A 14,745-nucleotide genomic window follows, 5' to 3' on the forward strand; every position below is an offset into this window, starting at 1 on the left:
ACCCGCCGCCATCGCTGGCAAGCCAGCTCCCACAGGGTTTTGTGTTGTGCCGGTAAATCAGGCCGGTTCGGCTTCGGTGGCGTAAGCCTGTTCCAGCAGCACGGTGAAGCGGTTGAACGCGTCGATTGCGCCTTGCTCGACTTCGGCTTCCTCTTCGGCGGTGAACGGCAGGGAGTCGAGAATACGCACGAAGCTTTTCCAACCCTCGGCGCGGCCACCTTCCGGTTCACCCAGGTGGCGGGCGCCGAAGGTTTCGCTCAGCTCCAGCGCCACCGCGCGTTTGATCAGGAACGCAGCGCCCAGCTTCGAGCCTTCGGAGACGAAGATCCAGCCGAGGGCGCGGGCCTTGCTCGGGTTTTTCAGCGCACCGGCCACCGGTGCCGGGATGTCGGTATCGAGGTCCGCCAGGTCAGCCTTGGCCGCTTCGGCGCGGCAACGGGCCGGCAGATCCGGGACGATGGCCGTCAGTTCGGCGTTGTTATAGAGATCGACCAGTTCCGACTGAAACAGGTACTGCGCGACCACGAAACGCGCAAAGTTGGCGCGGGTTTCGAACGGCGCGTGGGCTTTGACCAGCGCGTCGAGCTTGCTGTGCGGCTCGTGGGTGATCTGGTTCAGGCGTTGTGAACGCAGGGCTTTTTCCGAAGTGGTCATGGGGTGTCCTTGATAAAAGAGGCGCTTGATAACGAGACGAACGGGCAGGTGCCAAACCGTAAAAAAAGCCCCGCGACGCGTCGCTAAACGCGCGCCGCAGGGCCGTGCGGATCAGATGTCCCAGACCAGATTGATCGCGAAGTTGCGGCCCGGCTGGGTCAGGCGATCGAGGTTGGCCGGTTGCGTCACCGAAGCTTCGCCGACGCTGTCGTAACCGCGCACGTCATCCCACAGCCAGTACTTCTTGTCGGTGAGGTTGTAGATACCGCCGCTGACGGTGACGTCGTCGGTGACTTTGTAATAACCGGCCAGATCCAGAATGCCGAAGCCCGGGGTCTTGAACTGGCTGCTGACGCCATCCGGCGACTTGAAGTTGCTGTCGTCGACGCGGTCCTTTTTCTTCACCACGGTCCAGCTCAGCAGGCCGCCGTAGTGGTCCTGGTCGTAACCCAGACCGAATACACCGGTCAGCGGATTGACGCTGTTGAGCGGCTCGCCGTTGTCGTTGTTGCGACCGTAGGCGTAGGCGATCGAGCCTTGGGTGTAGAGGCCTTGCGGCGCGCCGAACGCATCTAGGTTCAGGCGACCTTTGACTTCGGCACCCTTGATGGTCGCGTGCTTGATGTTGCTCGACTGGAAGGTCAGCTCGTCGTAGCCAAGCGTGACGGCGTCTTCGTTGATGAAGTCGCGGTACTTGTTATAGAACACCGCCACGTCGAACGAGCCTTGCTCGAAGTTGCCGCGCAGACCGGTTTCATAGCTTTTGCTTTTTTCCGGTTCCAGGTTCGGGTTCGGCGCCACGTTGTAGCCGGTGGTGCTGTTTTCAAAGCGCCCGTACAGCGCTTTCGCAGTCGGCGTGCGGAAGCCTTCGGCGTACTGGCCGTACCAGGTGTAGTTGTCGGTCAGGGCGTAGGTCAGGCCGAATTTGGGCGAGACTTTGTGCCAGGTCTTGTTCTCGTCGCTGACGGTGCCGTTGCCGTCGGCGGCCACGGTGTTGAGGAATTCTTCAGTGATGTGCGGCTTGAGCTGGGTGTAGTCGTAGCGCAGGCCCGGCAGGAAGGTCCACTTGTTCCAGCTGATCTGATCCTGGGCAAACAGGCTGTAGGTGTTGATGGTCGGGTCCGGGAAGTCGCTGGATTTTTTCAGCACATCCGCCGCGCTGGTGGCGCCGATGGCGGTGCAACCACGGCCGACAGCCAGGCATTTGCCGTCGCCACTGCGCGAGCCGGTGACTTTCTGCTGTTTGATCGTGGTGCCGTAGGTCAGCACGTGATCGGTGTCACCGATGGCGAAGGCCTTGTCCAGTTGCGCATCGAATACCCACTGTTTTTCCTCGTAGACCGTGTCGCGGGTGCGCAGCACTTTACGGGTCATCGGGTAGTAGAACTCTTCAGTGCTCTGGTCGGTCTTGGCGATCTGGTGGTTCAGACTCCACTTCACGTTATCGGCCAGCAGGCTGTCGAGGGCGAAGCTGTGTTCTAGGCCGAAACGCTCGCGGGTGATGGTGTCGTTGCCGGTACGCCACTGGTACATGCCGCCGGGCAGCACGCTGTTGGGGATGGTCGGGGCGCCGTTGAAGTACGGGCCGCCGTAAGCGCTTTTCTGATCGGTGTCGCGGTCGTCCTTGTACTTCTCGTAGGTCAGGCCCAGACGCGAATCGTCGTTGTAGTTCCAGCCGATCTTCGCCAGCACGTTGGTGGCTTTGACGTCTTCCGGGTTGGCGGCGGTGCGGGCGAGGCCGGTGCCGTTGTTGCTGCCGTAGGAGCCGGTTTCATGACCGTCGCGCTGGCTGAAGTGCAGCAAGCCGTCGAACTGCTCGGCACGCCCGGCAACCGTGGCGGATTTCAGCCAGCTCTCATCGGCGGAGCTGTAGCCGGTCTTCAATCGGGCACCGACATCGTTGCCGGGCTTGATGATGTCGTCTGGGTCGAGGGTGTAGTAGCTGACGGCGCCGCCGATGGCGTTGCTGCCGTAGAGCACCGAGGCCGGGCCCCGGAGGATTTCCACGCGCTTGACGATCTCCGGATCGACGTAATTGCGCTGGGTCTTGGCGTACGGGCCGTTGAAGAAACCGTCCGGCACTTCGACACCGTCGACCTGAGTGAGGATGCGGTCGCCGTCGATGCCGCGAATGTTGTAGCCACTGATACCGCCGCGCTGACCGGCGCCGCCGACGGACACGCCCGGCTCGTAGCGCACCAGATCCTTGATGGTGTTGACGTTGTTGCGGTCCAGATCCTGGCGGGTCTGCACGGTGACGGTGGCCGGCACGCTGTTGACCGACTGTTCCTGGCGGGTGGCGCTGATGGTCACCTGATCCAGATTCAAGGTGCCGCTGGTGCTGCGTTTTTCCAGCACCACGTTGTTGTTGCTCAGCTTGCGGAAGCTCAGGTTGGTCCCCACCAACAGGCGTTCCAGGGCTTTCTCCGGCGGCAGCGAACCGCGCACGCCCGGCGACGACACGCCCTGACCCAGTTCCGCCGGCAAGCCGACCTGCCAACCGGTGACGCTGGTAAAGGCATTGAGCGCCGACACCAGCGATTGCTGGCCGATCGAGAACGAATAATCACCCATGTTGCGCGCCGGTTGTTCGGTGGCAGCCATCAGCGGTGCGGTGCCGGCCATGAGGATGGCAGCCGTCAGCAGCGACAATACGCGGGAAGGGGAATCAGTCTTGCGGGTAAGGCGAGAGGACATCGATAGCGCTCCGTGTCGCACGAATCTTTATAGGTGCTGACCCGCCTCCGAAGATGCGAATCAATTGCATTGGCTATAACGAGACGAACGGGGTTTCGCTATCGAGTAAAAATAATTCTCATTTAGTTCAGGATCACCAGCGCCGGGAATTCCTGCAGGCGCGCCGAGGTGATGTGGGCGAGGGAACGCACGACGTCCAGCGGTTGGTCGAGACGGTAATTGCCGGTGACGTTGACATCGGCCAACTGCTCGTTGGTGTTGATGATCCAGCCCGGGTAGTAGCGGCGCAGTTCGGCCAGCACCTTGTCGAGCGGACAGTTTTCAAAGATCAACCGGCCCTGGACCCAGGCCAGGTCGGTGGCGGCATCGAGTTTGGCCGGACGATCGAAACCGTTGGGGCCGATACGGATGCTTTCGCCGGCGCTCAAACGCACGCGCGCGTCGTTGTGGGTGGCGCGCAGATCGACATCGCCGCGCTGCACATTGACCTGCGCCACGCCGTCCAGATAGCGCACGGCGAACGCGGTGTCGCGCACGCTGGCCTGCACCGGGCCGGCATCGATTTCCAGTGGCTGAGCCCGGTTGGCCGCTACCTCGAAAAACGCTTCGCCCTGATACAGTCGCGCCACACGCTGGCGCTCATTGATGCTGCTGGAGAAGGCCGAGTTGGTGTTGAGCAGCACCTTGGAACCGTCCTCCAGTTGCAGGCGCTGACGCTCGCCGACCACGGTCAGATGATCGGCCTGCAGGCGCATCGGCAGATTGCTGAAACTGAACAGGCCGAGGATCAGAACCGCAGCAGTCGCCAACGGTTTCCAGTGCGGGCGCAGACGTTTGATGAGCGTCACTTTCGCGGGTTTCGCAGCGAGACTCTGCGCGCATTGCACCACTTGCGGCCCGTCCCAGATCGCCTGGGCCCTGGCGAACGCCTCGGCATTCAACGGATCGGCCGCCAACCACGCGTGAAATTGCCGGGTCTGCTCTTCGTCCGCACTGCCGAGCACAATGAGCCAGTCCAGAGCCTGGTCCATTGCACGGGCGGCGTCCTGCGCCGTGTCGGGCGAAGGCGGGCGGTGGGTGTCCGTCACGGTGTTTCCTCGGCAGTGTCTGTGCACGGCTGTTGTTTTAGTGAAGCGTAAAAGTCGGGCAAGGGTAGCAAAGCCCGCTGATCAGTGCAGTCGATGCTGATGCTGACAGAAATCGCCTGCGACCTCAGGCGCCATTCAAGCGCTCGGCGACACCGATGCAGATCGACATGATCAGCTTGAGTTCCTTCTGCACTGTGCTGAGCGACACGTTCAACTCGTCGGCGATTTCCTGATAACTGTGCCCGTGCAGGCGGCTGAGGATGAAGATTTGCTGCTGACGCGGGCTGAGTTGACTGAGGCTCACGTTCAGACGCTCCAGCAGTTGTTCGGCATGGGCGGCGTCTTCGGCGCTGCTGGCAGGGGCGGCGACGCTGTGCACCACGTCCTGCGGCACGTCATCGACCATGGTTCGCGAATGGATCTTGCGCGCACGCAGGTGATCCAGCGCCAGATTGCGCGCGGTCTGGAACACGAAGGGTTCAAGGTGATCGATGGCGCGCTCGCTCAACGCTCGCGTGACGCGCAGGTAGGTTTCCTGCAACAGGTCTTCGGCGGTGCTGTGGTTGTTGACCATCCGCTCGATCGTACGCAGCAGGGATGTGCGCTGAGAGAGGAAGACGTGATTGAAGCGCGATTGACTCACGGGGGAACCTGATCCATTTCGAGCGAATGATAATGCTTATCATCTAGTCGAGTGGTCAAGTGTTGTTTTGAACGAAGCAAATGTAGGAGCTGCCGAAGGCTGCGATCTTTTGATCTTGATTTTGATTTTTAAAAACAGAATCAAAAGATCGTCCGAACGCGGCCCGAGCCTTCGGCAGCTCCTACAGGGGGCGGGACAACTTATTCGGCGTTGCAGAGCGCCAGGCAGTTATCCAGCATGCGGTTGGAGAAGCCCCATTCGTTGTCGTACCAGGCCAGCACCTTCAGCAGTTTGCCGCTGGCTTTGGTGTGGTTGGCGTCGAAGATCGACGACAGCGGGTTGTGGTTGAAGTCGCTGGAAACCAGCGGCAACGTGTTGTAACCCAAAATTTTCGAGTGCTGGCTGGCGGCTTTCATCAGCGCGTTGACCTCGTCAGCCGTGGCTTCCTTCTTCAACTGCACGGTCAGGTCGACCAGCGACACATTGATCACCGGCACGCGCACGGCCATGCCGGTCAGTTTGCCCGCCAGTTCCGGCAACACCAGGCCTACCGCTTCGGCGGCGCCGGTCTTGCTCGGGATCATGTTCTGCGTGGCCGAGCGCGCGCGGTACGGGTCGGTGTGATAGACGTCGGTGAGGTTCTGGTCGTTGGTGTAGGCATGAATCGTGGTCATCAGACCGCTTTCGATGCCCAGTTCGCGGTGCAGCACCTGCGCCACGGGCGCCAGGCAGTTGGTAGTGCACGAAGCGTTGGAGATGATCTGGTGCGACTGGCGCAGAATGTCGTGGTTCACGCCGTAAACCACAGTAGCGTCGGCGCCTTTGGCCGGGGCCGAGATGATGACTTTGCGCGCGCCGGCAGTAAGATGCGCGGCCGCTTTGGCGCGGTCGGTGAACAGACCGGTGCATTCGAACACCACATCGATCTTTTCCGCGGCCCAAGGCAACTCGGCCGGGTTGCGGATGGCGCTGACCGCAATGCGGTCGCCGTTGACCGTCAGGCTCTCATTGTCATGGGCCACTTCGGCGTCGAATGTGCCGTGAACGGTGTCGTATTTGAGCAGATGGGCATTGATGGCGCTGTCGCCCAGATCGTTGATGGCGACGATCTGCAAATCCTGTCGATAGCCTTGGGTATACAGTGCGCGCAGGACATTACGGCCGATGCGGCCAAAACCATTGATTGCGATTCGAAGAGTCATTGAACAGCGCCGCCGTCGTTTTGTTGTTGGAATTACAAGATTATTCGCATAAAAATAGAAAACAAGCCTTTTTAGTGGCAATATTTTGTTTTATCTACAACGAGTGACCTGAATCAACTGGTCCGAATGGTCAAAAAAGCCGTCTGTCATTCCAACAACAACGGCGTTTGATCAGCATAGACAATCAGGTCGCCACATCCGTTAGCCTGGAGTTCTACACATGCATCCCCGCGTTCTTGAGGTCACCGAACGGCTTATCGCCCGCAGCCGCGCCACGCGTCAGGCTTACCTTGCACTGATTCGCGGCGCCGCCACTGACGGGCCGATGCGCGGCAAGCTGCAATGCGCCAACTTCGCCCACGGCGTGGCCGGATGTGGCAGCGAAGACAAGCACAGCCTGCGGATGATGAACTCGGCGAACATCGCCATTGTTTCTTCGTATAACGACATGCTCTCGGCGCACCAGCCGTACGAAGTCTTTCCCCAGCAGATCAAAACCGCCTTGCGCGAAATCGGCTCGGTCGGCCAGTTCGCCGGTGGTACGCCGGCGATGTGCGATGGCGTGACCCAGGGCGAGCCGGGCATGGAGCTGAGCCTGCCAAGCCGTGAAGTGATCGCCATGTCGACGGCGGTGGCGTTGTCGCACAACATGTTCGACGGCGCGCTGATGCTCGGCATCTGCGACAAGATCGTCCCGGGCCTGATGATGGGCTCGCTGCGCTTCGGCCATCTGCCGACGATCTTCGTCCCGGGCGGGCCGATGGTCTCGGGGATTTCCAACAAGGAAAAAGCCGATGTGCGGCAGAAGTACGCCGAAGGCAAGGCGACCCGCGAAGAGCTGCTGGAATCGGAAATGAAGTCCTACCACAGCCCGGGCACCTGCACCTTCTACGGCACCGCCAATACCAACCAGTTGCTGATGGAAGTCATGGGCCTGCACTTGCCGGGCGCGTCTTTCGTCAACCCGAACACCCCGCTGCGTGATGCCCTGACCCGCGAAGCCGCGCATCAGGTCACGCGTCTGACCAAGCAAAACGGTAACTTCATGCCGATCGGCGAAATCGTCGACGAGAAGGCGCTGGTCAACTCGATCGTCGCGCTGCACGCCACCGGCGGCTCGACCAACCACACCCTGCACATGCCGGCCATCGCCATGGCCGCTGGCATTCAACTGACCTGGCAGGACATGGCCGACCTCTCCGAAGTCGTGCCGACCCTGAGCCACGTTTACCCGAACGGCAAAGCCGACATCAACCACTTCCAGGCTGCTGGCGGTATGTCGTTCCTGATCCGCGAACTGCTCGAAGCCGGCCTGCTCCACGAAGACGTCAACACCGTGCTCGGCCACGGCTTGAGCCAGTACACCAAAGAGCCATTCCTCGATAACGGTGAGTTGGTGTGGCGCGAAGGCCCGACCGAAAGCCTCGACGAAAACATCCTGCGTCCGGTCGCCCGTGCATTTTCCGCCGAGGGCGGTCTGCGGGTGATGGAAGGCAACCTCGGTCGCGGCGTGATGAAAGTCTCCGCCGTGGCGCTGGAAAACCAGATCGTCGAAGCGCCAGCCATGGTGTTCCAGGATCAGCAGGACCTGGCCGACGCGTTCAAGGCCGGTTTGCTGGAGAAGGATTTTGTTGCGGTGATGCGCTTCCAGGGCCCGCGCTCCAACGGCATGCCCGAGCTGCACAAGATGACGCCGTTCCTCGGCGTGCTGCAGGATCGCGGCTTCAAAGTCGCGCTGGTGACCGATGGGCGCATGTCCGGCGCGTCGGGGAAAATCCCGGCGGCGATTCACGTCAGCCCTGAAGCGTATGTCGGTGGTGCTTTGGCGCGGGTGCAAGAGGGCGATATCATCCGCGTCGATGGCGTCAAAGGCACTTTGGAACTCAAGGTCGACGCCGCCGAATTTGCAGCGCGTGAACCCGCCAAAGGCCTGTTGGGCAACAACATCGGCAGCGGTCGCGAACTGTTTGGCTTCATGCGTTTGGCCTTCAGCTCGGCGGAGCAGGGCGCCAGCGCCTTCACTTCTGCCCTGGAGACGCTTAATTGAAACTGGCTTTGGTCGGTGATATCGGAGGTACCAACGCGCGGTTCGCGTTGTGGAAAAACCAGCAACTGGAATCGGTTCAGGTGCTGGCCACAGCCGACCATGCCAGCCCGGAAGAGGCGATCAGCCTGTACCTGAGAGGCCTCGATCTGGCGCCGGGTTCGATCGGTTCGGTGTGCCTGTCGGTGGCGGGACCGGTGAGTGGTGATGAATTCAAATTCACCAACAACCACTGGCGCTTGAGTCGCACGGCGTTCTGCAAGACCTTGCAGGTCGAACAACTGCTGTTGATCAACGATTTCTCGGCGATGGCGCTGGGCATGACCCGTTTGCAGCCCGGGGAATTCCGCGTGGTCTGCGAAGGCACGCCGGAGCCGTTGCGCCCGGCGGTGGTAATCGGTCCGGGCACGGGGCTGGGCGTCGGCACCTTGCTCGATCTGGGCGAAGGCCGGTTTGCCGCGCTGCCGGGCGAGGGCGGGCACGTCGATCTGCCGCTGAGCAGTCCGCGTGAAACCCAGCTCTGGCAGCACATCCACGACGAAATCGGACACGTCAGCGCAGAAACGGCGCTGAGCGGCGGTGGCCTGCCGCGCGTCTACCGGGCGATCTGCGCAGTGGACGGACATGAACCGAAGCTTGAGACGCCGGAAGCGATCACTGCAGCCGGTCTGGCTGGCGATCCGATCGCCCTGGAAGTGTTGGAACAGTTCTGCTGCTGGCTCGGCCGCGTGGCCGGCAACAACGTGCTGACCACCGGGGCTCGTGGCGGGGTCTTCATCGTGGGTGGGGTGATACCGCGCTTTGCCGATTTCTTCGTCAATAGCGGTTTCGCCCGCAGCTTCGCCGACAAGGGCTGCATGAGCGATTACTTCAAGGGCATTCCGGTGTGGCTGGTGACGGCACCGTATTCCGGTCTTGTCGGTGCTGGTGTGGCACTGGAGCAAGCAATCCCGACCTGAAATGCAATCAAACTGTAGGAGTGAGCCTTTGTGGCGAGGGGATTCATCCCCGATGGCCTGCGAAGCAGGCCCGGTTTTTCCAGGGTCGCTGCGCAACCCATCGGGGATAAATCCCCTCACCACAGGTTTGTTCCCACAGGTGTTTTGTGGTGTTTGTAAAATCAGTGCTTAAGGCATAATCCGCCCCAATTCCAACAACAAGGATGCCTTCGAAGTGAGCTCAGTCAACAAGTCGATATTGTTGGTCGATGACGACCAGGAAATACGCGAGTTGCTGGAAACCTACCTGACCCGCGCCGGGTTTCAGGTGCGGGCCACCGCCGATGGCGCCAGTTTCCGCCAGGCCCTCAACGAGGCGCCGAGCGATCTGGTGATCCTCGATGTGATGCTGCCCGACGAGGACGGTTTCAGCCTCTGCCGCTGGGTGCGCCAGCATCCGCGTCAGGCGCAGGTGCCGATCATCATGCTCACCGCCAGTTCCGACGAAGCCGACCGCGTGATCGGTCTGGAGCTCGGCGCTGACGACTACCTCGGCAAACCCTTCAGCCCCCGCGAGCTGCAAGCCCGAATCAAGGCGCTGCTGCGACGGGCGCAGTTCGGTCAGGAACGCAGCGGCAGCGACGTGTTGGCCTTCGACGAGTGGCGACTGGACATGGTCAGCCATCGACTGTTCCACACCGACGGCGAAGAAGTGATTCTCTCCGGCGCTGACTTCGCGTTGCTGAAGTTGTTTCTCGATCATCCGCAGGAAATTCTCGACCGCGACACCATCGGCAACGCCACCCGTGGCCGTGACCTGATGCCGCTCGACCGCATCGTCGACATGGCCGTCAGCCGCTTGCGCCAGCGCCTGCGTGACACGGAAAAACCGCCACGGCTGATCCGCACCGTGCGCGGCAGTGGCTACCAACTGGCAGCCAATGTGGTTGCCGGCAATGGTCACTGAGTCGCTGCGCAGGCTCGCCAACACAGTACCGGTGCCGCGTTCGCTGCTCGGGCGCATGCTCCTGCTGACTCTGTTGGCGGTGCTGTTCGCACAGACCTTGTCGAGCGTGATCTGGGTTTCGCAATTGCGCGCCACCCAGCTTGAAGGCCTGGTTACCAGTGCCCGCAGCCTCGCCCATTCGATGACCGCCAGCGTCAGTTATTTCCGCTCGTTGCCGGTGGCGTATCGACCGCTGGTGCTCGACCAGTTGCGCAGCATGGGCGGCACCCGTTTCGTGGTGACGCTCAACGACAAGCCGCTGGGCATGGACGTGCTGCCGATCACCCCGCGCAAGGCTGCGGTGATTCAAGCGGTGGATGAAGTGCTGCGTCAGTCGCTGGGCCATGACACGGATATTTCGGTGACTTTCGTCAGCCCCGAGGATCTGCGGATCTTCAATGCCGGGCTGAAACTCGATGAGCTGCCGCGCTCGTGGGCGCATTACGCGTTGACCCTGGAACCGGTGAATCCACCCGTGCTGGTGACGCAGATTCAAATGGCCCCGGGCGAGTGGCTGTACATCGCCTCGTTGCTGCCCGAGCCCTACACCAGTCTTGAAGAGCAAGGCCTGCCGGCACAGCAGGTGTGGTTCATCGTCCTCACCAGCGGCTTTTTGCTGCTGTTCATCGGCTTGCTGGTGCACTGGCAGAGCCGGCCGCTCAAGCGTCTGGCGCGGGCGGCGCGGGATCTGTCGCTGGGCGCCGATGTTGAGCCGGTGGCCGAGGGCGGTGGCAGTGAAGTGGTGGAAGTAGGCCGTGCGTTCAACACCATGCGCGAACGCATCAGCCGCTACCTGACCGAGCGCAGCCAGTTGTTCAGCGCGATTTCTCATGACCTGCGCACGCCGATCACTCGCCTGCGTTTGCGCGTCGAGCTGCTCGAAGACGAGCAGTTGCAAGCCAAGTTCGGTCGCGATCTGGATGAGCTGGAGTTGCTGGTCAAGGGCGCGCTGCAATGCGTGAAAGACACTGACATCCACGAGAACATCGAGCCGGTGGATCTCAACCATGTACTCGACTGCCTCGTAGAACCGTACCTGGCGCCCAACGGCAATGGCCGCGTGACCCTGCAAGGCAAGGCGCTGGCGGCGTATCCGGGCAAGCCTTTGGCGTTGAAGCGCTGCATCGGCAACCTCATCGACAATGCCCTGAAGTACGGGCAGAACGCGCACCTGCACATCGATGACGATGAGCGCGCGTTTGTCCTGCACGTCGACGACGAAGGCCCGGGCGTGCCGGAGCAACGGCTGGAACAGGTGTTCGAGCCGCACTTCCGACTGGCCGGGCAGCAGCAAGGCTATGGTCTCGGTTTGGGCATTGCGCGCAACATCGCCCACAGCCATGGCGGTGAGGTGACGCTGCAGAATTTGCGTGAGGGCGGGTTGCGGGTGACGTTGCAGTTGCCGCGTTCAGTAGACTGAAGATCAAAAGATCGCAGCCTTCGGCAGCTCCTACACCGTACTCTGTAGGAGCTGCCGAAGGCTGCGATCTTTTGACTTTGCTTTTCTAATGTCACGGCTTGGTGACAAACCCCGTCCCCTTCGTTACAAGCCCACCCCGGCCCGTTGTTTAGACTGCCCGCAGTCATAACAACAAAAAAGGCCACTCATGGATCTTTTCCACCCAGGCTTCAGCAGTTGGCTGAACGCCCCTGCCCACCAGCAATGGCTCGCCGACGAAGGTCTGCGCCTGCTGGCATTCGCCAAGGCTGCCAGGTTGCCCGAAGGCTTCGGCACCCTCGATGAGCGCGGCCACTTGCCCGCCAACGCGCAGGCCGAAACCATGAACACCGCGCGCATGACCCACAGCTTCGCCATGGCCCACATTCAGGGCCTGCCGGGGTTTGCCGAACTGGTTGATCACGGCATTGCGGCCCTGCGCGGGCCGTTGCGGGATGCGCTGCACGGCGGCTGGTTTGCGGTCGCCGAACATCGCGACGGCAACACCGGCAAGAACGCCTATCTGCATGCCTTTGTCGCGCTCGCGGCCAGCTCGGCGGTGGTCGCGCAGCGTCCCGGCGCCCAGGCGCTGCTGGATGATGCGATCGACATCATCGACACGTATTTCTGGAGCGAAGAAGAGGGCGCCATGCGCGAATTCTTCAATCGCGACTGGCGCGAAGAAGAGGCCTATCGCGGCGCCAACAGCAACATGCACGCCACCGAAGCGTTCCTCGCGCTGGCCGATGTCACCGAAGACCCGCGCTGGCTGGTGCGCGCGCAACGCATCGTCGAGCGGGTGATTCATGGTCATGCAGCAGCTAACGGCTACATGGTCATCGAACACTTCGATCGCGACTGGCATCCGCTGCGCGAGTACAACCACGACAACCCCGCTGACGGCTTCCGCCCTTACGGCACCACCCCGGGCCACGGTTTCGAGTGGGCGCGGCTGCTGCTGCACCTCGAAGCGGCGCGGGTCCAGGCCGGGATGCTCACGCCGGGCTGGCTGGCGACCGATGCGCAAAAACTCTTCGAGCAGAATTGCCGAAACGGCTGGGACGTCGATGGCGCGCCGGGCATCGTCTATACCCTCGACTGGGACAACAGAGCCGTGGTGCGACATCGTCTGCACTGGACCCATGCCGAAGCCAGCGCGGCGGCCAGCGTCTTGCTCAAACGCACCGGTGATGCGCAATACGAACCCTGGTACCGGCTGTTCTGGGAATTCTGTGAAGGCCATTTCATCGATCGCTGTGACGGCAGCTGGCACCACGAACTCGATCCGCAAAACCGCCCGAGCGCCGATATCTGGCCGGGCAAACCCGATCTCTACCACGCGTGGCAAGCGGTACTGATCCCTCGTCTACCCTTGTCACCGAGTATGGCAACCGCTCTGGCGCAAATATCCCGGGCTGTTCCTGTGTAACCATGTGGTGACATTTGCGCGTCCCTTCGTTACCTGCGAAGGGAATCGCCCTGTTTAAACTCCTGTGCAGCGCAAGCACCAGACTTGCATGCATAACAACAAGAAAGGTACATCTCAGATGAATGCGATTTCTCGCCTCGCTACTGTCATTTCTGTCGCCTCCCTGTTCCCGCTCGCAATTCTGCCTCTCAGTGTGTCCGCTGCCGAATCCAAAGGCTCGGTCGAAGTCGTGCACTGGTGGACGTCCGGTGGCGAAAAAGCCGCTGTCGATGTGCTCAAGGCGCAAGTTGAAAAAGACGGTTTCACCTGGAAAGACGGCGCTGTCGCCGGCGGTGGCGGTGCCACGGCCATGACCGTGCTGAAGAGCCGCGCCGTGGCCGGCAACCCGCCGGGCGTGGCCCAGATCAAAGGCCCGGATATCCAGGAATGGGCCTCCACCGGTCTGCTCGACACCGACGTCCTGAAGGACGTGGCCAAAGAAGAGAAGTGGGACAGCCTGCTCGACAAGAAAGTCTCCGATACCGTGAAGTACGACGGTGATTACGTGGCCGTACCGGTGAACATTCACCGCGTGAACTGGCTGTGGATCAACCCGGAAGTCTTCAAGAAAGCCGGCATCACCAAGAACCCGACCACCCTCGAAGAGTTCTACGCCGCTGGCGACAAGCTCAAGGCTGCGGGCTTCATCCCGCTGGCTCACGGCGGTCAGCCTTGGCAGGACAGCACCGTGTTCGAAGCCGTGGTGCTCTCGGTCATGGGCGTTGATGGTTACAAGAAAGCCCTGGTCGATCTGGACAACAAGGCGCTGACCGGCCCGGAAATGGTCAAGGCGCTGACCGAGCTGAAAAAAGTCGCGACCTACATGGACGCCGACGGCAAGGGTCAGGACTGGAACCTGGAAGCGGCCAAGGTCATCAACGGCAAGGCCGGCATGCAGATCATGGGTGACTGGGCCAAGTCCGAATGGACCGCTGCCAAGAAAGTCGCCGGCAAGGATTACGAGTGCGTAGCCTTCCCGGGCACCGACAAAGCGTTCACCTACAACATCGACTCCCTGGCGGTGTTCAAGCAGAAAGACAAAGGCACTGCGGCCGGTCAGCAAGACATCGCCAAAGTCGTGCTGGGGGAAAACTTCCAGAAAGTCTTCAGCATCAACAAAGGCTCGATCCCGGTACGTAACGACATGTTGAACAACATGGACAAACTCGGTTTCGACTCCTGCGCGCAGACCGCTGCCAAGGACTTCCTGGCTGACGCCAAGTCCGGTGGCCTGCAGCCGAGCATGGCGCACAACATGGCGACCACGCTGGCGGTGCAGGGCGCGTTCTTTGATGTCGTGACCAACTACATCAACGACCCGAAAGCCGACCCGGCTGATGCGGCCAAGAAACTGGGCGCGGCGGTTCAGGCGGCCAAATAACCGTCAGTAGCGCAGGCCCTTCTTTGTGGGAGCGGGCTTTGTGGTGAGGGGATTTATCCCCGATGGGTTGCGTAGCAGCCCCGGAAAGTTGCAGCGGTGGAGTACCAGAAAGACCGCGTGCAAAGGTTTTGCGACTGCTTCGCAGCCGATCGGGGATAAATCCCCTCGCCACAGAGCTCGCTCCCA

The 14,745-nt window shown here is 61.4% G+C and carries 11 protein-coding genes; 6 read left to right on the forward strand and 5 right to left on the reverse strand.

What is annotated here, in order from left to right:
• Nucleotides 1-57: 57 nt before the first annotated feature.
• From L6D63_RS09695 to gap, 5 genes are all read right to left on the reverse strand, one after another.
• The gene (locus L6D63_RS09695) at nucleotides 58-654 is read right to left on the reverse strand and encodes a biliverdin-producing heme oxygenase (RefSeq protein ID WP_047296003.1); all 597 of its coding nucleotides are present in this window, start codon (nucleotides 652-654) and stop codon (nucleotides 58-60) included.
• A gap of 111 nt (nucleotides 655-765) precedes the next feature.
• Nucleotides 766-3,351, reverse strand: a complete 2,586-nt coding sequence (locus L6D63_RS09700) for a TonB-dependent receptor (protein ID WP_236170315.1) — start codon at nucleotides 3,349-3,351, stop codon at nucleotides 766-768.
• Between the two features lie 122 nt (nucleotides 3,352-3,473).
• Nucleotides 3,474-4,439, reverse strand: coding sequence for a FecR family protein (locus L6D63_RS09705; RefSeq protein ID WP_041068628.1), 966 nt, complete (start codon nucleotides 4,437-4,439; stop codon nucleotides 3,474-3,476).
• Nucleotides 4,440-4,563: 124 nt separating this feature from the next.
• The gene (locus L6D63_RS09710; protein ID WP_041068631.1) at nucleotides 4,564-5,082 is read right to left on the reverse strand and encodes an RNA polymerase sigma factor; all 519 of its coding nucleotides are present in this window, start codon (nucleotides 5,080-5,082) and stop codon (nucleotides 4,564-4,566) included.
• A gap of 200 nt (nucleotides 5,083-5,282) precedes the next feature.
• On the reverse strand, nucleotides 5,283-6,284 hold the full coding sequence (gene gap, locus L6D63_RS09715) for a type I glyceraldehyde-3-phosphate dehydrogenase (protein ID WP_095137054.1): 1,002 nt from the start codon (nucleotides 6,282-6,284) through the stop codon (nucleotides 5,283-5,285).
• 220 nt (nucleotides 6,285-6,504) lie between these two features.
• On the opposite strand from gap, the gene edd reads away from it, so the two are divergent.
• From edd to L6D63_RS09745, 6 genes are all read left to right on the forward strand, one after another.
• A complete protein-coding gene (gene edd, locus L6D63_RS09720) occupies nucleotides 6,505-8,331 on the forward strand; it encodes a phosphogluconate dehydratase (RefSeq protein WP_047295993.1) in 1,827 nt (608 codons plus the stop codon).
• Nucleotides 8,328-9,287 carry a glucokinase gene (locus L6D63_RS09725; RefSeq protein ID WP_131671166.1) on the forward strand — a complete coding sequence of 320 codons (960 nt, stop codon included), beginning with the start codon at nucleotides 8,328-8,330 and terminating at the stop codon, nucleotides 9,285-9,287. Before edd ends, L6D63_RS09725 begins: the two co-directional genes overlap by 4 nt.
• A gap of 214 nt (nucleotides 9,288-9,501) precedes the next feature.
• Complete coding sequence (locus tag L6D63_RS09730; protein ID WP_003227460.1) at nucleotides 9,502-10,233, forward strand: response regulator; 732 nt, start codon at nucleotides 9,502-9,504, stop codon at nucleotides 10,231-10,233.
• Nucleotides 10,223-11,692, forward strand: a complete 1,470-nt coding sequence (locus L6D63_RS09735; protein WP_047295988.1) for an ATP-binding protein — start codon at nucleotides 10,223-10,225, stop codon at nucleotides 11,690-11,692. Before L6D63_RS09730 ends, L6D63_RS09735 begins: the two co-directional genes overlap by 11 nt.
• A 187-nt stretch (nucleotides 11,693-11,879) precedes the next feature.
• Nucleotides 11,880-13,139, forward strand: a complete 1,260-nt coding sequence (locus tag L6D63_RS09740; RefSeq protein WP_131671167.1) for a D-mannose isomerase — start codon at nucleotides 11,880-11,882, stop codon at nucleotides 13,137-13,139.
• A 118-nt stretch (nucleotides 13,140-13,257) separates the two neighbouring features.
• Entirely contained in the window at nucleotides 13,258-14,559 is a 1,302-nt protein-coding gene (locus L6D63_RS09745; protein WP_047295984.1) for an ABC transporter substrate-binding protein, read from the forward strand.
• The last annotated feature ends 186 nt before the right edge of the window (nucleotides 14,560-14,745 follow it).

The organism is Pseudomonas parakoreensis, from assembly GCF_021602155.1.
In the GTDB taxonomy this organism is placed as follows: domain Bacteria; phylum Pseudomonadota; class Gammaproteobacteria; order Pseudomonadales; family Pseudomonadaceae; genus Aquipseudomonas; species Aquipseudomonas parakoreensis.

Bases quoted from the DNA above. Each gene is read 5' to 3' on its own strand.
- L6D63_RS09735 (WP_047295988.1), top strand. From the start codon at position 10,223: ATGGTCACTGAGTCGCTGCGCAGGCTCGCCAACACAGTACCGGTGCCG.
- L6D63_RS09700 (WP_236170315.1), bottom strand. From the start codon at position 3,351: ATGTCCTCTCGCCTTACCCGCAAGACTGATTCCCCTTCCCGCGTATTG.
- edd (WP_047295993.1), top strand. From the start codon at position 6,505: ATGCATCCCCGCGTTCTTGAGGTCACCGAACGGCTTATCGCCCGCAGC.
- gap (WP_095137054.1), bottom strand. From the start codon at position 6,284: ATGACTCTTCGAATCGCAATCAATGGTTTTGGCCGCATCGGCCGTAAT.
- L6D63_RS09695 (WP_047296003.1), bottom strand. From the start codon at position 654: ATGACCACTTCGGAAAAAGCCCTGCGTTCACAACGCCTGAACCAGATC.
- L6D63_RS09740 (WP_131671167.1), top strand. From the start codon at position 11,880: ATGGATCTTTTCCACCCAGGCTTCAGCAGTTGGCTGAACGCCCCTGCC.
- L6D63_RS09745 (WP_047295984.1), top strand. From the start codon at position 13,258: ATGAATGCGATTTCTCGCCTCGCTACTGTCATTTCTGTCGCCTCCCTG.